This is a genomic window from Pseudomonas sp. NPDC088368, assembly GCF_044753445.1.
Classification (GTDB): Bacteria; Pseudomonadota; Gammaproteobacteria; order Pseudomonadales; family Pseudomonadaceae; genus Aquipseudomonas; species Aquipseudomonas bambusae.
In genome coordinates this window covers 29,787-51,811 of sequence record NZ_JBIVNG010000018.1, presented here as the reverse complement: position 1 = coordinate 51,811, position 22,025 = coordinate 29,787, and the positions used below count along the sequence as shown (strand labels likewise).

General features: G+C 59.1%; 20 protein-coding genes. 8 read left to right on the top strand and 12 right to left on the bottom strand.

The annotated features are described in order from the left end of the window. Positions 1-47 precede the first annotated feature (47 nt). Positions 48-761, top strand: coding sequence for a PA5502 family lipoprotein (locus ACIQAL_RS29830; protein ID WP_401151923.1), 714 nt, complete (start codon positions 48-50; stop codon positions 759-761). A 148-nt stretch (positions 762-909) separates the two neighbouring features. Here the strand turns inward: ACIQAL_RS29830 and katE are convergent, their stop codons facing one another. Continuing rightward, complete coding sequence (gene katE, locus ACIQAL_RS29825; protein ID WP_401151921.1) at positions 910-3,069, bottom strand: catalase HPII; 2,160 nt, start codon at positions 3,067-3,069, stop codon at positions 910-912. A gap of 394 nt (positions 3,070-3,463) precedes the next feature. Here katE and ACIQAL_RS29820 point away from each other — a divergent pair, with 394 nt between their 5' ends. The 3 genes from ACIQAL_RS29820 (at position 3,464) to ACIQAL_RS29810 (ending at position 5,998) form a co-directional block, all read left to right on the top strand. Further along, the gene (locus ACIQAL_RS29820) at positions 3,464-4,471 is read left to right on the top strand and encodes a methionine ABC transporter ATP-binding protein (RefSeq protein WP_401151918.1); all 1,008 of its coding nucleotides are present in this window, start codon (positions 3,464-3,466) and stop codon (positions 4,469-4,471) included. Then, positions 4,471-5,145, top strand: a complete 675-nt coding sequence (locus ACIQAL_RS29815) for a methionine ABC transporter permease (protein ID WP_166593865.1) — start codon at positions 4,471-4,473, stop codon at positions 5,143-5,145. The genes ACIQAL_RS29820 and ACIQAL_RS29815 overlap by 1 nt, the downstream gene beginning before the upstream one ends. A gap of 79 nt (positions 5,146-5,224) precedes the next feature. After that, the gene (locus ACIQAL_RS29810) at positions 5,225-5,998 is read left to right on the top strand and encodes a MetQ/NlpA family ABC transporter substrate-binding protein (protein WP_401151915.1); all 774 of its coding nucleotides are present in this window, start codon (positions 5,225-5,227) and stop codon (positions 5,996-5,998) included. Between the two features lie 342 nt (positions 5,999-6,340). Here the strand turns inward: ACIQAL_RS29810 and ACIQAL_RS29805 are convergent, their stop codons facing one another. From ACIQAL_RS29805 to ACIQAL_RS29790, 4 genes are all read right to left on the bottom strand, one after another. Continuing rightward, positions 6,341-6,973 carry an SCO family protein gene (locus ACIQAL_RS29805; protein ID WP_401151912.1) on the bottom strand — a complete coding sequence of 211 codons (633 nt, stop codon included), beginning with the start codon at positions 6,971-6,973 and terminating at the stop codon, positions 6,341-6,343. Between the two features lie 146 nt (positions 6,974-7,119). After that, positions 7,120-8,175 (bottom strand): heme A synthase, encoded by a 1,056-nt coding sequence (locus ACIQAL_RS29800; RefSeq protein WP_401151909.1) that lies wholly within the window; start codon positions 8,173-8,175, stop codon positions 7,120-7,122. 13 nt (positions 8,176-8,188) lie between these two features. Next, entirely contained in the window at positions 8,189-8,782 is a 594-nt protein-coding gene (locus ACIQAL_RS29795) for a hypothetical protein (RefSeq protein ID WP_401151906.1), read from the bottom strand. Continuing rightward, positions 8,748-9,512 (bottom strand): SURF1 family protein, encoded by a 765-nt coding sequence (locus ACIQAL_RS29790; RefSeq protein ID WP_401151903.1) that lies wholly within the window; start codon positions 9,510-9,512, stop codon positions 8,748-8,750. Before ACIQAL_RS29790 ends, ACIQAL_RS29795 begins: the two co-directional genes overlap by 35 nt. Before the next feature lie 71 nt (positions 9,513-9,583). On the opposite strand from ACIQAL_RS29790, the gene ACIQAL_RS29785 reads away from it, so the two are divergent. Continuing rightward, a complete protein-coding gene (locus tag ACIQAL_RS29785; RefSeq protein ID WP_401151901.1) occupies positions 9,584-9,787 on the top strand; it encodes a twin transmembrane helix small protein in 204 nt (67 codons plus the stop codon). Positions 9,788-9,800: 13 nt separating this feature from the next. Here ACIQAL_RS29785 and ACIQAL_RS29780 read toward each other — a convergent pair whose 3' ends face one another. The 4 genes from ACIQAL_RS29780 to coxB form a co-directional block, all read right to left on the bottom strand. Then, positions 9,801-10,685, bottom strand: a complete 885-nt coding sequence (locus tag ACIQAL_RS29780; RefSeq protein ID WP_401151898.1) for a cytochrome c oxidase subunit 3 — start codon at positions 10,683-10,685, stop codon at positions 9,801-9,803. Positions 10,686-10,712: 27 nt separating this feature from the next. Next, the gene (locus ACIQAL_RS29775) at positions 10,713-11,276 is read right to left on the bottom strand and encodes a cytochrome c oxidase assembly protein (RefSeq protein ID WP_401151896.1); all 564 of its coding nucleotides are present in this window, start codon (positions 11,274-11,276) and stop codon (positions 10,713-10,715) included. Between the two features lies 1 nt (position 11,277). After that, on the bottom strand, positions 11,278-12,873 hold the full coding sequence (gene ctaD, locus ACIQAL_RS29770; protein ID WP_401151893.1) for a cytochrome c oxidase subunit I: 1,596 nt from the start codon (positions 12,871-12,873) through the stop codon (positions 11,278-11,280). 313 nt (positions 12,874-13,186) lie between these two features. Then, positions 13,187-14,314, bottom strand: a complete 1,128-nt coding sequence (gene coxB / locus ACIQAL_RS29765; protein WP_401151890.1) for a cytochrome c oxidase subunit II — start codon at positions 14,312-14,314, stop codon at positions 13,187-13,189. A 353-nt stretch (positions 14,315-14,667) separates the two neighbouring features. Here coxB and ACIQAL_RS29760 point away from each other — a divergent pair, with 353 nt between their 5' ends. Next, on the top strand, positions 14,668-15,318 hold the full coding sequence (locus tag ACIQAL_RS29760) for a hypothetical protein (protein WP_401151888.1): 651 nt from the start codon (positions 14,668-14,670) through the stop codon (positions 15,316-15,318). Between the two features lie 136 nt (positions 15,319-15,454). On the opposite strand, the gene ACIQAL_RS29755 is transcribed toward ACIQAL_RS29760, so the two are convergent. The 3 genes from ACIQAL_RS29755 to ACIQAL_RS29745 all read right to left on the bottom strand — a co-directional run bounded on the left by ACIQAL_RS29755 (position 15,455) and on the right by ACIQAL_RS29745 (position 19,165). Further along, positions 15,455-16,984 (bottom strand): SulP family inorganic anion transporter, encoded by a 1,530-nt coding sequence (locus ACIQAL_RS29755; RefSeq protein WP_401151886.1) that lies wholly within the window; start codon positions 16,982-16,984, stop codon positions 15,455-15,457. Positions 16,985-17,131: 147 nt separating this feature from the next. Beyond that, positions 17,132-17,866, bottom strand: a complete 735-nt coding sequence (locus ACIQAL_RS29750) for a carbonic anhydrase (RefSeq protein WP_401151883.1) — start codon at positions 17,864-17,866, stop codon at positions 17,132-17,134. Between the two features lie 240 nt (positions 17,867-18,106). Continuing rightward, the gene (locus ACIQAL_RS29745; protein WP_401151880.1) at positions 18,107-19,165 is read right to left on the bottom strand and encodes a PA0069 family radical SAM protein; all 1,059 of its coding nucleotides are present in this window, start codon (positions 19,163-19,165) and stop codon (positions 18,107-18,109) included. Between the two features lie 250 nt (positions 19,166-19,415). Here ACIQAL_RS29745 and ACIQAL_RS29740 point away from each other — a divergent pair, with 250 nt between their 5' ends. Together ACIQAL_RS29740 and ACIQAL_RS29735 are read left to right on the top strand one after the other, a co-directional pair. Further along, entirely contained in the window at positions 19,416-21,107 is a 1,692-nt protein-coding gene (locus ACIQAL_RS29740; RefSeq protein ID WP_401151878.1) for a hypothetical protein, read from the top strand. Between the two features lie 165 nt (positions 21,108-21,272). Beyond that, positions 21,273-21,947: a dual specificity protein phosphatase family protein gene (locus ACIQAL_RS29735; protein WP_401151875.1), complete on the top strand. Its 675-nt coding sequence runs from the start codon at positions 21,273-21,275 to the stop codon at positions 21,945-21,947. Positions 21,948-22,025: the final 78 nt, after the last annotated feature.

Below are 22,025 nucleotides of genomic sequence, written 5' to 3'. Positions count from 1 at the left end.
TTATGTGTAGACTTGCTCGTTTTTTGCGCAAATAGAGAATCGCAGGAATGAAGCCGTTCGCATCCCGTTATCTGCTGCTTGCTGCATTTTCCATTCTGTTGGCCGCTTGTCAGAGCAAGCCCGTCGAGCAGCCCGCGCCCGTCGCGGCGCCCGACGCCTATCAACAGTTGGAACAGAACATCGCCAGCAGCGAATTGGCCACCGCTGAAGATCAGCTCGCCGCTCTGCAAAGCAAGAATGCCGATGATCCGCGTCTTGAGCAGTATCAACGTCAATTGGCCGAGGCTTATCTGAGCCGCAGCCAGATCGTCTTGCAGAAAGGCGACGTTAACGCTGCCGCCACCGCCCTGAGCCGCGCCCGCGCACTGATGCCGAAGGCCCCGGCGCTGACCAGCGGCGTCAACGGCGCCATCGCCAATGCGCGCAAAGCCGAGCTGGAGAAAGCCGAAGCTGAGCTGCGTGCTGCCGAAGCAAAACGCAGCGCCAAAATCATCGACCCGACCGTTGAAAGCACGACCATTGCGCTGAAAATCACCGATTCGAAGCAGCTGCGTCGCCAACTTAACGACATCGCCGCCGATGTGACTGCGTTCAACTGTGACGTAACGGTCCAAGTGCCTCGCACCGACGATTACCCATGGCTGGCAACGCTGTTGACCAAGCGCGTGGCGAAGATCAACCCGGATTTCGAATTGCAGATTCAGCGCGAGATCGAGAAGACCGAGCCTGCGCAGATCATTTTGAAACCTGCGAAGCTCTGATCGCTTTTTAACCAAGCGAGAGGATCAAAAGAAAGGCGTTGCCCTCGCAGGCAACGCCTTTTTTATTCGCAAGACCGGCTTATGACTTCACTGTGGCAGCGAATTCATTCGCTCCCACAGGAGCACTCCGCATCCTCGCAATCTCAACTCACGCTGGAATCGCCTTGGCCTTCGGCTCACGCGCCCAGACCCGATGCTGTTTGATCGCATCGAAGAAGGCGTTGAACGACTTGCTGTCCGAGACCGCCAACAGCCCCGCATCCGCTTCAAGACGCAGTAGGTCGATCAGCTCTTTCGCTTCCCCTGCGTAGGAAATGGCCTTGAGATGTTTGTACGCCTCCAACACGTAATGCAGCGCCACCCCGTTGCCGCTCAACGCTTTGATCGACGCCGCCCCGCCCGGAATGAACACAGCATCGAAGGCAATCGAAGGCAGCCCTTCGATCGACGCATCCACAGCCAACGTTTTGCCGCCCGCCGTTTTGACTGGCGCCGAGGTTGGGCCGAGGATCTTGGCATGCGCCGCTTCGGCTTCAAGCGCCGCTTTCATCGCTGCGACGGCTTTGTCGTCCACACCGTCCGCGACGATGATCGCCACTTTGCGCGAGGCGATGTCGCCCGACAGCAGATTCGTCTGACTCAGCAGCGGGGATTTATCCACTGTCGGTTTGCCCGTTTTCTGCGCTTTGACGGTCGGGCCTTTCGGCGCGGGCAGACCCAGATTGGCAGCCACGCGACTCGCCAGCGTCATGTCGATATTCGCTAGAATCTCGTTCACCTGACGCGCACGAATATGTTCGCGCTCGACCTTACCTAGTTCGAAGCTGTACGCCGCGATGATGTGCTCTTTCTCGTGCTCGCTCATGCTGTTGAAAAACAGCGTGGCTTGGGAGAAGTGATCGGCAAATGACGGGCTGCGTTCACGGACCTTGTGCGCTTCGACGCGCTCCTGGTAGGTCTCGAAGCCGCCATCTTCCGGGCCTGCCGGTGTTTCTTTCGGCCAGCCGCCATCAATGGAATTCGGCTCGTAAGCAGCGCGGCCCTTGTCGATGGTCATGCGGTGTTGCGCGTCACGCTGGCCACTGTGATTTGGCGAGACCGGACGGTTGATCGGGATCTCGTGAAAGTTCGGTCCACCGAGTCGGCTGATCTGCGTATCGGTGTAGGAAAACAGACGACCTTGCAGCAGTGGGTCGTTGGAGAAGTCGATGCCCGGCACCACATGACCCGGGCAGAACGCGACCTGCTCGGTTTCGGCAAAGTAATTGTCCGGGTTGCGGTTGAGCACCATTTTGCCTAACGGCGTTACAGGCACCATCTCTTCAGGGATGATCTTGGTTGGGTCCAGCAGGTCGAAGTCGAACTTGTGCTCATCCTCTTCGGGAACGATCTGCACACCCAATTCCCACTCGGGATAGTCGCCCGATTCGATGGATTCCCACAGGTCACGACGGTGGAAATCGGTGTCTTTACCGGCAAGCTTTTGTGCTTCATCCCACAACAGCGAACAGGTGCCGTACTTGGGTTTCCAGTGGAATTTCACGAACGAAGATTTACCCTCGGTATTAATCATGCGGAAGGTATGAATGCCGAAACCCTGCATGGTGCGCAGGCTTTTCGGGATCGCACGGTCGGACATGGCCCAGATCACCATGTGCGCCGACTCCGGCACGAGCGAAACGAAGTCCCAGAAGGTGTCGTGTGCCGAGCCGCCTGTAGGAATCTCGTTGTGCGGCTCGGGTTTTACGGCGTGCACGAAGTCAGGAAACTTGATCGCGTCCTGAATGAAAAATACCGGCATGTTGTTGCCGACCAAATCGTAGTTCCCTTCGCCGGTGTAGAATTTCACGGCGAAACCGCGCACGTCACGCACGGTATCGCCCGAACCGCGTGGCCCTTGAACGGTGGAAAAGCGCACGAAGACCGGTGTCTTTTTCCCCGGATCACGCAGGAACTCGGCTTTGCTCAGCTTCGAGTGATTTTCATAGCTCTGGAAATAGCCGTGGGCCGCCGTGCCGCGAGCGTGGACGATGCGCTCTGGAATGCGCTCGTGGTCAAAGTGCGTGATTTTTTCACGCATGATGAAGTCTTCAAGCAGCGAAGGGCCGCGATTGCCGACCTTGAGCGTGTTCTGGTTATCGGAGACCTTCACGCCCTGATTGGTGCGCAGGGCCTGGCCCGTGGCATCGGAGCGAAACTGTTCGAGGCTGTCGAGCTTTTCGTTGGTGTTGCCCCGATCCAGAGTGTCGGTGCCTGCCATTTCGCTTTTGGGGGTGCTGCTTACAGGTGTCATTTTTTTCGTGGCCATCAGTCAAAGACTCCTCGGTTCAGGCAGCTCTTTTCTCGTTCTTCCGTGGGGAAAGGCGGTATGAGCTTGGTAAGCAGGAAATTTCCTGACAAAAGACAGGGGGAAATCCCGGCGCTTACTTAGTGACTGAAGATAAAAATGGCCGTTCCGTGTTTTTTCAGACCTTTGGTCTACCGTTGCATCATCTGACCGATCCGCGCGATATGACCGTTCGGCAGGTGACCCACCAAATAAATGCTAAGAATTCTCGGCCTAATCCCGGCCCGACAGGCTAAAATGCGCGCCCGGTTTTACCCAGCCGAGGCGATAGACGGCGCCATTTCGCGTATCGCCCAGTAGCGTTCGAGATTGATCTCACGCTGAATTTCCAACGCGCCCCCACAAGGTTCGCTACGTGATCGAGTTTCAAAACGTCCATAAAACCTATCGGGTTGCCGACAGGGAAATCCCAGCGCTGCATCCCACCAGCCTGCGAATCGAAAACGGCCAGGTCTTTGGCCTGATTGGCCATTCCGGCGCGGGCAAAAGTACGATGCTGCGCCTGATCAACCGCCTGGAGGCCCCAAGTGGCGGCACGATCCGCGTCGATGACGTCGACGTCACTTCATTGGACGCAGACGGCTTGCGAGGCTTTCGCCGTCAGGTCGGGATGATCTTCCAGCACTTCAACCTGCTGTCGTCCAAGACCGTGGCCGACAACGTCGCCATGCCGCTGACGCTGGCCGGGGACATGTCCCGGGCGCAGATCGACCAGCGCGTGGCCGAGTTGCTGGCGCGAGTTGGCCTGTCCGACCACGCGAAGAAGTACCCGGCGCAGCTGTCGGGCGGCCAGAAACAGCGCGTCGGCATTGCCCGTGCGTTGGCGACCAAGCCGAAAATCCTGCTGTGCGACGAGGCCACCAGCGCCCTCGACCCGCAAACCACCGCCTCGGTCCTACAACTGCTGGCCGAAATCAACCGCGAGTTAAAGCTGACCATCGTGCTGATCACCCATGAGATGGACGTGATTCGTCGCGTCTGTGATCAGGTGGCGGTGATGGACGCGGGCGTGATCGTCGAGCAAGGCGCTGTGGCCGATGTGTTCCTGCACCCAAAGCACCCGACCACGCGCCGTTTCGTGCAGGAAGACGAACAGGTCGATGAGAACGATCAGAACTCCGACTTCGCCCACGTTCAAGGCCGCATTGTGCGTCTGACGTTCCAGGGCGACGCGACCTACGCGCCGCTGTTAGGCACTGTCGCCCGGGAAACGGGTGTGGACTACAGCATCCTGGCCGGTCGTATCGACCGCATCAAGGACACTCCCTATGGGCAACTGACGCTGGCCATCACTGGCGGCGACATGGACGCCGCGTTCGCTCGCTTTACCGCGGCTGACGTTCACATGGAGGTCCTGCGCTGATGGAAACTCTGGCTGCTCTGTTTTCCAACGTCGACTGGTACGAAATCTGGGTCGCGACCGGCGACACCCTGATCATGCTCGGCATTTCCCTGGCCTTCACCGTGCTGCTGGGCCTGCCCCTCGGCGTGTTGATGTTCCTGACCTCCCCGCGCCAACTGCTCGAAAACAAGCCGGTCTACGCCACCATTGGCCTGATCGTGAACATGTTGCGGGCGCTGCCTTTCATCATTCTGTTGATCGTGATGATGCCGTTGACCGAAATCATTACCGGCACTTCGCTGGGGATTCTCGGGACGCTGCCACCGCTGATCGCAGGTGCGACGCCGTTCTTCGCCCGTCTGGTAGAAACCGCGCTACGCGAGGTGGATCGCGGGATCATCGAAGCGACGCAAGCGATGGGTGCCACGACGCGGCAGATCATCGTCAAGGCGCTGCTCCCGGAAGCACGTCCGGGCATTCTGGCGGCCATCACGGTCACCGCCATTGCGCTGGTGTCGTTCACGGCCATGGCGGGTGCAGTGGGTGCGGGCGGCTTGGGCGACCTGGCGATTCGCTACGGTTACCAGCGCTTCCAGAACGATGTGATGTTCGTGACGGTCGTATTGCTGCTGGTGCTGGTGCAGATCCTGCAAACCGTGGGCGATCGTCTGGTTGCGCACTTTTCACACCGTTAACCGTATTCGCCGGTCCTGCTCAACGGTATGGACCGGCACATGCCCGCCGCCCGGCGTGCATTTCAAGGAGTCGATACACATGAAGAAGCTGTTGGCCGTATTCGCTGCTGTGGCTGCACTGTCCGCCCACGCCGATGAAACCCTGACTGTCGCTGCCACTGCCGTGCCGCACGCCGAGATCCTCGAGTTCGTGAAACCGGCACTCGCCAAAGAAGGCGTGACGTTGAACGTGAAGGTGTTCAACGACTACATCCAGCCAAACGTGCAGGTCGATCAGAAGCGCATGGACGCCAACTTCTTCCAGCACCAGCCGTATCTGGATGAGTTCAACAAGGGCAAGGGCACGCACCTGGTAAGCGTGGCCAAGGTGCACGTCGAGCCGTTTGGCGCGTACTCGGACAAGATCAAGAACCTGGCCGACCTGCCGGATGGCGCGACCGTGGCGCTGCCGAACGATGCCACCAATGAAGGCCGTGCGTTCCTGCTGCTCGTGAAAGCGGGTCTGATCACCCTGAAAGACCCGACCAGCATCACCGCCAAGCCAAGCGATGTGCTGCAGAACCCGAAAGCCCTGAAGTTCCGCGAGCTGGAAGCGGCGACCCTGCCGCGTGTGCTGACTCAGGTTGACCTGGCGCTGATCAACACCAACTACGCACTGACCGCCAAGCTCGATCCGACCAAGGATGCGCTGATCATCGAAGGTCAGGAATCGCCGTACGCCAACATTCTGGTGACCCGCGAAGATAACAAGGACGCGCCAGCGATCCAGAAGCTGGTCGCCGCGCTGCACAGCCCCGAGACCAAGCAGTTCATCGAGACCCAATACAAAGGCGCTGTGGTTCCGGCGTTCTGATCAACGCCGCGTGAGATCGTGCCCACGCAGAGCGTGGGAACGATCTATAGCGTCTGCCGAAGGCGTAGGAGCTGGCTTGCCTGCGATCTGCCGGGAACCGGCAGCAAAATCATGCGCATTCGTTGTGCCAGACAGTCCGCATGCACCGGGTTTGCCACCGCTACGCGATGGATCGCAGGCAAGCCAGCTCCTACGGCCTTCGGCCAGAATCGGAAATATCGGCTTTGATCGTGCCCACGCTCCGCGTCACAGTGGCCGCAGAGCGTGGGAACGAGCACCAAGGCCTTCGGCCAGAATCGAAAGCGCCGCCGCCGACAAGCCGTGCGGCTACAGCTTCGCCCTTCACTTTCTCTCAACCAACCCCGGCAACTGCGCCGTCAGTTTCTGGTTGTTGATCGGCGCGCGGATGAAGCCGCGCTGTGTGCCGTCCGGGCCAAGGAGGGCGAGGTTGCCGCTGTGATCCACCGTGTAATTCGGCTTGCTGGTATCGGCCGGAATAAATGGAATGCTCATGGCATTGGCGAGTTTCTGAATGGTATCCACTGGCGCGGTCAGGCCGAGGAACTGCTTGTCGAAATACCCCAGATACGTCTTCAACTGTTGCGGTGTGTCCCGATTGGGGTCAACGCTGACAAACACCACGCGCAATTTATCCACCGCCTCTTTCGGCAAGTCGCTCTTGATCTGGCGCAGTTGGGCGAGTGTGGTGGGGCAAATGTCCGGGCAGAAGGTGTAACCGAAAAACAGCAGTGTCCACTTGTCCTTCAATGAATCCAGCGACACCGGCTGGCCGTCCTGATCGGTCAGTTTCAGGTCCGGTACGTTACGGCTTTGCGGCAACAGGATCACCCCGGCGTCGATCAGCGCGGTCTGGTCGCCCTGGCCGCTGCCGGACAATACGCGGTTGACGGTCAGGCCCAGTACCAACGCGACGATGGCCACAAGGATGAAGACGGTTTTTTGGGTTCGGGTCATGAGTTCAACATCGAAAAGTGATCGTCAAGCAGCGCGACCCACCACGGGAAAAGCTCCAACGTGTCGATCACGGCATGCGGCCGGGCTGCCACGGTACAACACCCTTGGCCTGGGCAGAAAGTGAATCGCGCCCTGGGATTCACATCTCAGCGATGCGGCCCGAGGTGAAGGCGCACATGGGCGTGCTGCCAGAAGCTCGACACCCGCCTGGAAGTCACGGCGAACGGGACCCGGATGCGGTAATTGATCAGGCACAGCGTCAGCACCAGTCCCGCCGCTCCAGCGTTATGCGCCACAGCCAGTTCGAGCGGCAGATGAAAGATCACGTTGCCCAACCCCAGCGTAATCTGCGTACCCAGCGCGATCACCAACAGCTTCGCCATCCCACCGAGTCCTGCGCGATTCAGTCGCCACGCCAACGACAGCAACGAAAGGCTCACCAGTACCGCGCCGACACGGTGGGTCAGGTGAATCGCCGTGCGCGCTTCACTGTCGAGTTTTCCGCCCAGGTAATTGGGGCCGATGTGTTGGGTCAGGTGAAAGCCGTTGGCGAAATCTGCGTCTGGCCACCACTGGCCCTGACAGGTCGGCAGATCTGTACACGCCATGGCGGCGTAGTTGGCGCTGACCCAACCGCCCAGCGCGACTTGTATCACCACCAATGCCAAACCGACGGCCGCCAGATGTCGCACGCGTGGGTGCAACTGCGGCATCGGTTTGAATCGCCCGCTCAAACGCAGGGTCAGCAGAAACAGCAGGCTCAGGGTGGTTAGCCCGCCCAGCAAATGCGCCGTGACCACCTGCGGCCAGAGCTTGAGCGTGACGGTCCACATGCCGAAGGCCGCTTGGGCGAACACCACGCCCACCAGCAGCAACGGCAAGGCCACCGGCTGTCCGGCCATGTGGCGCCGATGCCAGGCCTGTACGCCGAGAATTATGATCAGCAGCCCCAAACCGCCGGCGAAATAGCGGTGGACCATCTCGTTTCGGCCCTTGTGTTCGATCACGGGCGAATCCGGGTAGTGCAGCTCGGCATGGGCCAATTGCGCTTCGGTCTTGGGCACGCTGATGAAGCCGTAACAGCCTGGCCAATCCGGACAGCCCAACCCGGCATGGGTCAGACGGGTGTAGGCGCCGAGCAGCACGACCATGAGCGCCAAAAGCGTTGCGCAGAGGGCGAGACGAAATCCGGGCTTGGTCATCATGGCCTCCCCTTTATCCGATGTTCGACAGTTTCAGCAGTTGGCGCAGGTCGTTGAGCAGGTCCTTGCCGTTGACCTCCGCCCCGTAACGCAACACCAGATTGCCGTGGGGATCGACGATCCACAGCTGCGGCAGTTCGATGCCCGGCGCCATCCGCTGGTAGCGCTTGAGGTCGAGGGGGTAGCGCTGCAATTGAGGGTATTCGTGAGTGAGTTTGGCGGCGTATTCGCCGGTGATCGGTTGTGCCGTGGTGAGCGCGTGGCTGGCGCGAGACGCATCGCGCCCCAAGCCGATCTGCACCTGCCGCGCCAGGTACACCAATTGCTGGCAATCGGCGTCGCATTCCCGAGGCGCTGTCACCAGGAGCTGCCAGCGCTTTTCGTCCGTCTGCACGCCCAACTCGGTGCGGCTTTCGCCATTGCCGATCAGCTCGCCATGGTAGCTGCGACTCTCAGGCACCCAGAACTTGAGCTTGTACATGGCGGTTGCGAGCACCATCGGGCCAATCGCCACGAGAAACACCAGGATCAACTGCACGCGCCCGCGCCGTCGGCTTTTCCGAGGACGAGCTTCAGACGTGCTGGCTGGATTCATCGCCGTTCCCATGAGCGGCCTCCTTCTTTTTATTGTGTTTTGTCGGGCTGGGCGGCCTGAAACTCAGGTACAGGTAGAGCCCGGTCAGCGCCGTGGCCATGGCGAACCACTGCACCGCGTAGCCCATGTGTTTCTCCGGCCCCATGGCGACAACGGGCCAGTCAGTGCGGTACGCGGCAGGACCGGCCTCAAGTCGCAGCTCATGGGCAAACCCTTCACGGTTCAGCTCGGGCCAGACCTTCGCTGGATCGATGGCCGTCACCAACTTCGGCCACACATCGCTCTGCGCATCCGGGTGCAGCTGAAACGTTGCGCCGGGGGCAACGTAGACCCAGGCGTCGAGGTTCAGCGGCTGAGTGGGTGTGTCGAACGTCGGCGGAGTGCGCCGATCCGACCACGGCAGCCAGCCGCGATTGACCATCAGCCACAGCCCGCTCCCTTGATCATGGAACGGCTGGATCAGCTCGACCCCGACCTTTCCCCCTCGGGTGCTGTTGTCGAGGATCAGGCTGTGTTCGGCATCAAAGCTGCCGCGCAACTGGACCCGGCGATAGGCTGGGTCAGGCGTGTTAGGCAGCAATTCCGCCGACATGGGCGGGGCTGCGCGACGTTCGGCGTAGTGGGCGAGCATCACGCGCTTCTCTTCCCCACGCCCCAGTTGCCAGACGCCCAGCGAAATCAGCACCGGCAGCAACACAAAAACAACCAGCGTGGGGGCGATACCCGGCCGAAAGCGTCTCATCACGCCTCCTGCGTCAGCTGTTGCGCGACACCTATACTCCTTTGCATAGCGTTCGCTCCCGGAGTCACCCGATGCTCAAAGCCGCGATTGTCTTCATGCTTCTGGCCACTGTGGTGAGCCTGTTCAGCGGCCTGTTTTTTCTGGTCAAGGACGACGCGTCATCCACTCGCCTGCTCAAAGCCCTGACCGTCCGCGTGGGCTGTGCCGCGATTACCCTGGCGTTGATTGCCTATGGGTATTTCAGCGGTGAGCTGGTGTGGCATCCGCCTTGGTAAAGGCTGCCAAGGGTCACAGCACATACACAAAAACAAACAATCCCACCCACACCACGTCCACAAAGTGCCAATACCAACTCGCCGCCTCGAAACCGAATTGATGCTCGGCATCGAAATGCCCGCGCATGACCCGCATCAGCATTACAAACAGAATGATCGTGCCGATGGTGACGTGGGCGCCGTGGAATCCGGTGAGCATGAAGAACGTCGCGCCGTAGATGCCTGAACCCAAGGTCAGGCCAAGCTCGGTGTAGGCTTCGTGATACTCGACGGCCTGTAGCGCAAGAAATGACAGACCGAGAAGAATCGTCAGCCCCAACCACAGTTTCAACGCAGCGCGATGGCCGCTCTTAAGCGCATGGTGGGCAATGGTCACGGTGACGCTCGAACTGACGAGCAATACGGTGTTGATCAACGGCAGGTGCCAAGGGTCGATGACCTCTTTGGGCGGCGGAAAGAGTTTCGGATCGGGCGTGTGCAGCAACGGCCAAGTGTTCTGAAATTCCGGCCAGAGCATGTGGGCGATGGCCTTTGTGCCCTCGCCACCCAAGGCAGGCAAGCTGACGTGGCGCACGTAAAACAGCGCGCCGAAGAACGCCACAAAGAACATGACTTCCGAAAAGATGAACCAGCTCATGCCCCAGCGGAACGAGCGGTCCATCTGACTGCTGTACAACCCGGCCCGACCTTCGCGCACGACAGTGCCGAACCAGCCGAACATCATGTAGGCCACCATCAGCGCGCCCACACAGAATATCCACGCGCCATGTGTTTCGCGGCCCGCTTTCAGGTCCACCAGCCAGGTGCCCAATCCGTACATCGTGACGAACATGCCGACGGTGGCGATGATCGGCCACTTGCTCTGCGCCGGGACGTAGTAATGCTCATGGGTTGCCATCTTCCAGATCTCCTCAGGCCGTGGGGCCTAACCGCCATTGGCCGCGACAGGGCGGACGATGGGCGGCATGCGCGCGGTGATGTCGAACAGCGTGTAAGCGAGCGTCAGGTGTTTCACGTCCTTGGGCAGGTCGCGGTCAACGATGAAGCGCACCGGCATTTCGATGCGCTCGCCCGGTTGCAGCATTTGCTGGGTGAAACAGAAGCACTCGGTCTTGTGGAAATACACGGCGGCGGTGCTGGGCGCGATGCTTGGGATCGCCTGGGCAGTCATCGCCTTGCTGGTCGGGTTCTGCGCGACGAACAGCATTTCGTTGACCGCGCCGGGATGAACGTTCAGCTCCTCGCCCTTGGGATAGAAGCCCCAGACCATTTCTGCCGAGTTGGTGGCCAGAAACTGCACGCGCACCTCACGACTGGCATCGACCTGCTGACTTTGGGTGTACTGATCGCCGGTCTTGCCGTTGATGCCCAGCGCTTTGCACATCACGTCGTACAGCGGCACCAAGGCGAAGCCGAACGCGAACATCGCCGCCACCAGCATCAGCAGGCGAATGACGAGTCGCGTGTTCGGACGCTCTGCGCAAGTCATGTCATTCGACGTCCGGCGGCGTGACGAAAGTGTGATACGGCGCAGGTGAGGGCACGGTCCACTCAAGGCCATCGGCGCCATCCCAAGGCTTGGCCGGCGCAGGCGGCCCGCCGCGAATGGTCTTGATCACGATGAAGAGAAAGAAAATCTGCGTCGCGCCAAACGTGAATGCGCCAATCGACGAGACCATGTTGAAGTTGGCGAATTGCAGGTTGTAGTCCGGGACCCGGCGAGGCATTCCGGCCAGCCCTACGAAGTGCATCGGGAAGAACGCCATGTTCATGCCGACGAAGGACAGCCAGAAATGCAGCTTGCCCAGGGTTTCGTCGTACATGTGGCCGGTCCACTTAGGCAGCCAATAGTAGGCCGACGCGAAGATGCCGAAGATCGCCCCCGGCACCAATACGTAGTGAAAATGCGCTACGACGAAGTAGGTGTCCTGGTACTGGAAGTCGGCGGGCGCAATCGCCAGCATCAGCCCGGAAAAGCCGCCGATGGTGAACAGAATCACGAAGGCCACGGCGAACAGCATGGGCGTCTCGAAGGTCAGCTCGCCCTGCCACATGGTGCTGATCCAGTTGAACACCTTCACGCCCGTGGGGACTGCAATCAGCATGGTCGCGTACATGAAGAACAGCTCGCCCACCAACGGGATGCCGACCACGAACATGTGGTGCGCCCAGACGATGAACGACAGGAACGCAATGCTCGCCGTGGCGTAAACCATCGAGGTGTAGCCGAACAGCGGCTTGCGCGAGAAGGCCGGAATGATCGAACTGACCGCGCCGAACGCGGGCAGGATCATGATGTACACCTCGGGGTGGCCGAAGAACCAGAACACGTGCTGGAACAGCACTGGATCGCCGCCGCCTGCTGCGCTGAAAAAGCTGGTATGGAAATGAATGTCCATCAGCATCATCGTCACGCACCCGGCGAGCACCGGCATCACGGCGATGAGCAAGAAGGCGGTGATCAGCCAGGTCCAGACGAACAGCGGCATTTTCATCAGGCTCATGCCGGGGGCGCGCAGGTTGAGGATGGTGGCGATGACGTTGATCGCGCCCATGATCGAGCTGATGCCCATCAAGTGAATGGCGAAGATGAAGTAGGTGACGCTTTCGGGGGCGTACGTGGTGGAGAGCGGGGCATAGAAGGTCCAGCCAAAATTCGGGCCGCCGCCGGGGGTGAACAAGGTTGAGACCAACAGCAGGAACGCAGCAGGCAGGAGCCAGAAACTGAAGTTGTTCATGCGCGGCAGGGCCATGTCCGGCGCGCCGATCATCAGCGGGATCATCCAGTTTGCCAGCCCGACGAACGCAGGCATCACGGCACCGAACACCATCACCAGGCCGTGCATCGTGGTCATCTGGTTGAAGAAGGCGGGTTCGACGATCTGCAGGCCGGGCTGAAACAGCTCTGCGCGAATCACCATCGCAAACGATCCACCGAGCAGGAACATGCAGAAGCTGAACCACAGGTACAGCGTGCCGATGTCCTTGTGGTTGGTGGTGAGCACCCAGCGCATCAGGCCCTTGGAGGGACCGTGGGTGTGGCCGGCGTGGTCTTCGTGACGGGGATCGTCAATCACTGCGCTCATGTTCTGTCTCCTGCGTAAATCCCGCGCCAAGCCTGAAGCTGTCTAACGCCCCCGAAACCTGTAGGAGCGAATTCATTCGCGATGCGGCGGCGTGGCCGATAGAGATGCGTGGGATGCACGGCCCTTTCGCGAATGAACTCGCTCCTACAGTTGTTTTTCCGTCGGACGCAAAGTCTTGTGGCGCCCTGATGTCCTGTGGGAGCGAATTCATTCGCGATGCGGTCGTCTGGCCGATAGAGATGCGTGGGATGTACGGCCCTTTCGCGAATAAATTCGCTCCCACAGGTCAAAACGCGTACATCTGGCAAACGGTTCATTTCGCACCCGCCTGTTTCAGCGCCAGCACGTCTTTAGGGGTGACCATGTCGCCTTTGTTGTTGCCCCACGCGTTGCGTTCGTAGGTGACGACGGCGGCGATATCGACCTCCGACAGCTGTTTGCCAAACGCAGCCATGGCCGTGCCTGGCCGACCGTTGAAAACGGTGGCCAGGTGTTCTTCTTTAGGTCCGGTGACCGTTTTAGACCCCTTGAGCGCCGGAAACATCGGCGGCAGGCCCTGACCTTCGGCCTGATGACAGGCCACGCAGGTGGTGTGATAAACCTTGTCGCCCTGGGCCACGAGTTCTTCCAGCGTCCAGTCCTTGCTGGTCAGCTCTTTGAGCTTGGCGGCTTCAGCTTTACGATCGGCAAGCCAGGTGTCGTAGTCGGCTTGGGTCTTGGCCTCGACCACGATGGGCATGAAGCCGTGATCCTTGCCGCACAATTCCGAACATTGGCCGCGATAGATGCCGGGCTTATCGATCCGGGTCCAGGCCTCGTTAACAAAACCCGGGATGGCATCGCGCTTGACGGCAAACGCGGGTACCCACCAGGAATGGATGACGTCAGCCGCCGTCACCAAAAAGCGGATTTTTACCCCGACCGGCACCACCAGCGGCTGATCCACCTCCAGCAGGTAGTGTTCGCCCTTGGCTTCCTTGTTGTGGATCTGATCCTGAGGGGTGGCCAGGTTGCTGAAGAATTCGACGTCCTGACCCAGATATTTGTAATGCCACTTCCACTGATAGCCGGTGATCTGGATGTCCAGCCCCGACTCCGTGCTGTCGTACATCTGGATCAGGGTTTTGGTGGCGGGGATCGCCATGACGACGAGGATCAGCAGCGGCACGATGGTCCAGAGGATTTCCACCGTGGTGCTTTCATGGAATTTGGCGGCCACCTGCCCGGTCGAGCGGCGATGCAAAATCATCGACCAGAACATCGCGCCAAACACGATGATTCCGATCACCACACATATCCAGAAAATGGTCATGTGCAGGCCGAAGACTTCGTGACTGACCTCGGTCGCTCCCGGCGCCATATTCGTGGTCCAGGCGCCGTGCGCCGGACTGAATACCGACCACAACAGGAGCGCCATCCAAACGTGTGGATGTCGCTTCATTGCGGGTTTCCCTCATTGTTCTTCTTATTTTCTGCCACAGCGGGCGAGGGAGCGGTCATCAAAGTGCGGTGGACCGGGGCCAGGCCAGCAAATCCGGTGGAGCTACTGCATCACAGACCGAGTATAGACACGCCGTCGCGCTGAGCACGCGGTGGCGTTTTCGCAAAACCGGGCTATACAAGCACGCGTGTAACAAGTTTTTGGCCGGAAAAGCCGCGAAAGTGGCGTTTTAATAGCCAATGCACATAACTGTGAAGTTGTTATGACAATTACGTCTTAGCGCCTTTCATAAGCCAGCTAACGTATGACTTCCCTATAATGACAGCCTGGTTTTATTGCCTTATGGAGCATTCATGAACACCGCCGCGTTGCGCGAGCAGATCACACGAGCACAGGAACACGAGACCCAAACCGGTCAGCTATTGCGCCAACTCGAAGTGCAACTCCCCCACCTGCACCCTGCCATTCACCTTCCTGACGTTGATGCGCGGGGTGTTTTGGCGCGCTTTGTCATCGCTTATATCGATCAGGTTCCAGATTTGCTGGACGCCGCCAATGACGTGGCCGTGCAAGCCGGAATCGAAAACCAGATCAAACCGGTGCTGAAAATCGCCGAACAGTTTTTCAGCGCACCGCCCGCCATCATGCACGGGCACGAAGGGCTCGACAGCCTGCTCGACGAGGCCTATCTGGCTCATCGTCTAGTGGAAGAAGTGAACGACCTCTACATCGTGCATTTCGCCCAACCGCTGATCCCGGTGAACACCACCGTGGCCAGCGTCATCGCTCATCAGTTGATCGGTGAAACGTTTGCGAACCAGCTGGACGAGGTGGTCCACCACGCCATCGATCAATTGCTGGACGAAGACAGCTTTTCGCTTGAGTCAGTGGAAGCCTATCGCGACAAACTCGCCAGCCCCGACACCGACGCCGCGTGGAAACGCTGGCCGAGCCTGTCCCGGCAACTGGGCGTAGGGCTTGAGATGGAATGCGCGAAGGATTGATTCGCCGGCAGACTCTCACATAACACCTGTAGGAGTGAGCTTGCTCGCGATAGCGTCCGGCCTGACAGCCCAGATGCGTCAGACATGCCTGATCGCGAGCAAGCTCACTCCTACAGAGAGGACGCCTGCCTACACATCAATGCAACGCCGCGCCTCCAATCGACGTGCGTATGCGTCCTTCAACCCTCCGTTTCAACAGGCGCTGCTCCAGCAACAGGCGCGAGCCCTGTGCTGCATTGGCACGGCCCCATTCTTCCAGCAGCTCCAGGCAGGAGTGGTCGATGTAGCTGAGATTGCTCAGCGGCACATGTAACGTCGTGCCGGGCGGAACGTTGCCCAGTGCCTGAGTCAGCGCGGGAACCTTCAGGAACGTCGCAGCGCCGTTCAAACGCAGTTCCATCTCCCCCTCCGCTTCCAGATCCACCAGATTGATCTTCAACCGCGACGCGTTCAGCGCCAGTTTCACCAGCGTCAGACCAAAGCCGATCAGTACGCCCGTCAGCAAGTCGGTCAGGATGATCGCATTCGCCGTCGCGCCATAAATGAACATCGGCATACGCCCATACCGCCCCAGCCCGCGCAGCGCCTTGAGGTCCACCAATTTCACCCCGGTGTAAACCAGCACACCCGCCAGACTCGCCACCGGGATGCTTTGCAGCACGCTGGACAGCAGCAACACGAACGCCAGCAACCAAAGCCCGTGGAACATTGCCGACATCCGCGTTTTCGCCCCGGCCTGAACGTTCGCCGAGCTGCGCACGATCACGCCGGTCATCGGCAATGCACCGACCAGACCGCACAGCATGTTGCCGACGCCTTGGGCGCTGAGTTCCTTGTCGAAGTCAGAGCGCGGACCGTCATGCATGCGATCCACCGCAGCGGCCGAGAGCAGGGTTTCGGCGCTGGCAATGAAAGCGACGGCAATGGCGGCAATGAGAATCGCCGGATCGGTGAGATTCAGCAGGTCCGCCGGACGCAGCCAGTCGATGGCCTCTGCGAGGTTGGCCGGGACTTCGACCCGCTTCACGTCGAGGGCCATCGCCAGGCTCACCGCCGTGGCAATCCCCACACCGAGCAAGGCGCCTGGCACGAACCGCAGTGCTTGAGGCCGCCGTTTTTCCCACAACCACATCACGGCGATGGTGCCCAACCCCAACAGACCCGCTTGCATACCGCTGCCAGGGCCGATAGCGCCGAAGAGGGTTTGCGGGAAGGCTATCAGGTTGTCCAGACCGGACGGCTTAGGGCTGCTGTCGAACATCACATGGGCCTGGGAGAGCACGATCAGCACGCCAATCCCCGCGAGCATGCCGTACACCACGGCCGGAGCGGTCACGCGAAACCAGCAGCCCAGCTTGAGGCGACCGGCCAGCAATTGCAGCAGACCCGCTAACAGTAGAATCGGCCCCAGCATCGCCATGCCATGTTCACGCACCAACTCGAAGACCAACACTGCCAGCCCCGCTGCAGGACCGCTGACCTGCAACGGCGAACCCGCCAACCAACCCACGACGATGCCGCCGATGATGCCCGTGATCAGTCCTTTTGCCGGAGGCATGCCAGACGCGATAGCGATCCCCATGCACAACGGCAGGGCCACCAGAAACACCACCACGGAAGCCAGCAGCTCCCGTGGTAACAAGGATTTCAGATCTGTACTAGCCATGACGACTCTCCGCAAAAACTTCAGACGTGACAAAGCCGACAGCACGCGCAGTGCGCGGCCGTGAAGGGCGTGATAGAGGGTTGAACCGTCAGGGACGGCGCAGCGTCACAGGGGTGGCGCTGCGCTCATCCAGTGATCAATCAATGATCAGTAACGTCCGCGAGGCAGCGTGGCCATCGGGATTTTGTGGTCGCCGTCCAGGGGCAGGAAGCCGTCCTGTTCAGCGTCGTAAGCGCGGATTTCGCTGGTCTCGATGTCGTAGACCCAGCCGTGGATGAACAGTTGGCCGCTCGCCAGTTTCGACGCCACCGACGGGTGAGTCCGCAAATGTTGCAACTGGGCAATGACGTTCTCTTCGGTGAGGACGTGCATGGTTTCGTGTTCGCCGGTGCAGCTGCAGTTGTCCTGGACGACCGTCTTGGCAACTTCGGCATGGCGCAGCCAGGCTTTGACCGTGGGCATCTTTTCCAGCGTGTCCGGGTTCAGCACCGCACGCATCGCGCCGCAATCGGAGTGGCCACAAACGATGATGTGTTGCACGCCCAACGCCAGTACCGCGTATTCGATGGCCGTGGAAACGCCGCCGTTCATCGGGCCATAAGGCGGCACGACGTTACCGACGTTACGGGTCACGAACAGGTCGCCCGGGGAGCTTTGCGTAATGAGTTCGGGAACGATGCGCGAATCCGCACAGGTGATGAACATGGCTCGCGGATGCTGGGCGGTCGCCAGCTTCTTGAACAGCTCTTCCTGCTGAGGGAAGACGTCATGACGAAAATGTTTGAAGCCGTCGACGATATGCTGAAGCGCCTCGTCAGCGGATTCAGCCTTGGCCGAGGCTGGGGCCGTGGAAGCTTGAGGTTGTTTATCCCTGTTGCTCATGTCTCATCCTCTCTGTCGGATTGAAGTGGAGTTTCCAGTGATTCCCGTGGATGTCCCACTTTTTTCTGGCATGACGGACAATTCCATCTGTGCGCGACCAGCCGGTCACTTGCGAAACACCTTAGCGATAAAAACTTAATTGAAACTGAATGCATCGCTCTAGATCGCGGGTCTGGCTTTAGAAAATCTAAAGCGATGGCGATACACGCTCCTGTATCAGCTAATGAGACGCCACCCGAGTCACAACAGCGACATCTGACCACCCGGCGGGCAGAACGCTTCACAATCGAGCTTGAAGCTCTCGCGCTGATTCAGCCCCAGTTTCTTCACCGCCATACTGTAGCGTTGCGCCAGCAGTTCAGCGAATACCCCTTCTCCGCGCATTCGAGAACCGAAACGGCTGTCATACACCTGGCCTCCACGGCTTTGCCGAACCAGACTCATCACATGTTCGGCCCGTTGCGGGTAATGCGCCTGCAACCACTCCTCAAACAGCGGCGCGACCTCCAGTGGCAGCCGCAGCATCACGTAGCTTGCGCTCAATGCGCCGGCAGCCTTGGCTTCGGCCATGAGTTTCTCCAGCTCCATGTCGTTGATCATCGGAATCATCGGCGCCAGCAGCACCCCGACCGGCACCCCGGCATCGCGCAACACTCGAATCGCCCGCAGCCTGGCCTTGGGAGCGGCGGCCCGGGGCTCAAGGATGCGTTTGAGCTCATCGTCCAGCGACGTGAGGCTGATGAACACTGACACGAGGTTCAGCTTGGCGAGTTCTGACAGCAGGTCCAGATCGCGCAGGATCAACGAGCCTTTGGTGATGATCGTTACGGGATGGCGATAACGCAGCAGCACTTCCAGCGTGGCGCGGGTGATTTTGTATTCGCGCTCGATGGGCTGATACGGATCGGTGTTGGCGCCCAGGGTGATGGGGGCCACGCTGTAGCCGGGCTTCGACAGTTGCTGTTCGAGCAGGGCAGCGGCGTTGGTCTTGGCGATCAGTTTCGTCTCGAAATCCAGCCCCGGCGACATGTCCCAGTACGCGTGGCTGGGGCGTGCGTAGCAATAAATGCAGCCGTGCTCGCAACCGCGATACGGATTGATCGACCGGTCGAAGGGAATGTCGGGAGACGAATTGCGCGCGATGATGCTTTTGGCGGTTTCAAGCGTGACAGTCGTGCCTTGTGTCACAGGCACTTCCTGATACCAGCCGTCGTCTTCGGCCACCGAACGATTGGGGGCAAACCGGTTGTGGGGATTGGTGGCGGTGCCGCGACCGCGGGGTGGCAATGGCGTGGACATGCGAGCATTCCCGATTACTGTTTATGCATACAGTATAGTATTGCACGCGCCTGTTCTAGCCGATCCGCCCCTCACGCCCTCCGGCCCAGACAAGCGGTGGCCGTCACTCAAGGCCGGTTACAAATGATCGACGCTGCAAAATAGCCGGTTTCAAAAGCCCCACTAATACTCTCGTCACCTCCAGGAAGGAGTTCATTACCAAGCTGATATCGGTACAACCTGTGCCGATGAAACGAAAAGGATTTCGACCGTGAAACTCAGGAAAACATCTTCAGCCGTTATTGGCAGTTGTCTCACGTTGGTAGTAGCGACCCATGCGAATAGCAGCGTGTTTGACGCGCTGGCTGCAGCGTTGGCCGCTCAACAGCAGAACACTGCGCATCTCGCTGAGAAAGACCTGCCATTTGACCAACTCAGTTGGGTCACCACCCACAATTCATACGAAAAGATAAATCAGAACCTCAAGGAAATTCCGCAACAGCTCAACGACGGTATTCGGGGGTTCATGCTCGATCTTTATCACCAGAACAACTATTCAGCCCGGTACGCCGTGAGGGTATGTCACGAGAAGATATGCTACGGCAGCTTTGCCAATCAGTTGGGCAACGAGATCTTGCCCTTTCTGAATAAACACAAAAAAGAAATCGTGACGCTGTTTCTGGAAACCTACATCAACCGTGATCAACTGCAGAAGTTTCTGAACAGCTTCCCGCAAGTCGCCACTGTTGCGTTCAACCCCGACAATTTCCCGGCCCATAGTTGGCCAACTCGCGAACAGATGGTTCAGAAGAACAATAGGCTGCTTTTGTTTACCGACGATTCGAAACTCGTGGGTACATACACCGTGAATGGGCGTCCGATCAAGGTGCTGTTCGATCAGGATTGGCTGGTGCAAAACCACTGGGACACCCTCGGGCTTTCCGCTTCCAGCATTCTGGCCACCCATGATTTTTCCTGCCCTACACGATGGGGCCACTTGCCACTCAATACCCGGAAAGTCTCGCCAGGCACGGGCAAGCAATGGAATCGTCTATTCGTAATGAATCAGTTTCATCACGGCACATCGACGGCACCCGATTCAGCCAAATACGACAACAACCTCACCTACCTGATGCGCCGCACTGCCAACTGCGGTCTTGCTCCGAACTTTATAGCCATCAACAACTACCGCAATGGCGACACGCTGCCTTACACGCAAGCATTGAGTCAGGGAGGGATCTACCTGTGGGAGCAGAATAATGCCAGCACCGCAGGAGATACCGTGTGCGTCATTCCCCGCAGTGCCCGGACTTTGAGGTTGCCCGCCGACGGTTGTGAAAACGATGAAGCACGATCGGTGTCGCTGTCTGGCATCGACAAGGGAACACGCATCACGCTGTACGATGATGCGTCAGGCAATCGCGAAGATGACCATATCGTTATCGATGTCACGCGCAACATTGGCACTTACGAAAAAGTGGTCATCGGGACTCTGGAGCAAAATCGAACAACCGATGCTTATCGTGCGGTCTACATACGCAACAACGGCTTGAACGGCAAAGTGTCACGCGTGGAAGTCAGCACGACGCCCACCGATTTTTCCGACGCAGCCATTGCGATGTATGAAGGAAACAACGCCAGCCAGAATCTGGATTGCATCGTGCCGTTTCATTACGCGCACAATCTTCAAATGAAGAACAACCGCTTCGGCTGCTCCAATGACGAAATCCGCTCTGCCAAAATACTCAAGGCAAAAGCCGGAGCAGAATTCACGCTGACAGGTCATCCCGGTGGCAACTTCAACGAAGGACGGACGAATGTCATCGTCAAACGAAACATCACGACCCCGGTGGTCATTCCGAGCTTCAACCGTTCGTATGAGAACGATGACGTCAAGGTGATCAATTACACCAAGGCTGTCGATGGGTGGATCTCGTTCGGGTATTTTTACGGCGGAAAATAATCGGTCTTATCAGGGGCGACTAGCATCGACCCCTGTTTTGCCCGGTCCTCCATCACCCCGTGAATGTGCTCAACGAAGTTTTGACATTTGCCTCACATCGCCTTGACCCCGTAGCGCAGAAACTCGCCGCACTCCCATTCCTGCACGCTTGAACGGTACTGCTCAATGCGCCTTCGATTGATCGCTCCGCTGCTTGCCACGCTGTTGGCGACATCTTTTTGCGCGCTCGCTCAGGCTGGCGACACGTCCTCATCCACGCCGCGCCCCAGCCAGTGGGCGCAGCCGATCGACACGCATTACAACCTCTATCAAATGACCCCAACGCTGTATCGGAGCCGTCAGCCCGACGCTGCTGCACAGCCGCTTTTGAAACAACTGGGCGTGGCAACGGTGTTGGATTTCATTAAGGAAAGTGACAGCAAGTGGCTGTCCGACCCGTCAGTGGCGCAGGTGCAGATTCCGCTGCAGACCGTTCATGTCGACGACGCGGACATTATCCAGAGCCTGCGCGCCATTCAAACGGCGCAGGAAAAGGGGCCGGTGCTGATGCACTGCAAACACGGGCTTGACCGGACGGGTCTGGTGGCCGCGATGTACCGCATTGTCGTGCAGGGTTGGACCAAGCAGGCCGCGCTGGACGAGATGGAACATGGGGGATTTGGGGATGAAGACAGCCTCAAGCATGGCATCGATTACATCAACAAGGTCGATGTGGATGCTTTGAAAACTGCGCTCAACAGCGGCGCATGCAGCACCAGCGCGTTTGCAAGCTGCGCAATCAAAGGCTGGTTTCAGAAGACAGATGTGGTGGGCGTCCAGACGATTCTCTGGCGATTGTAGCGCCGCGTATCAGCACGGCTTGCCGACGGCGGATTTGAAATCGCTGCCGTCCGCAAGCCGGACTGCTTGGGCCTCAGA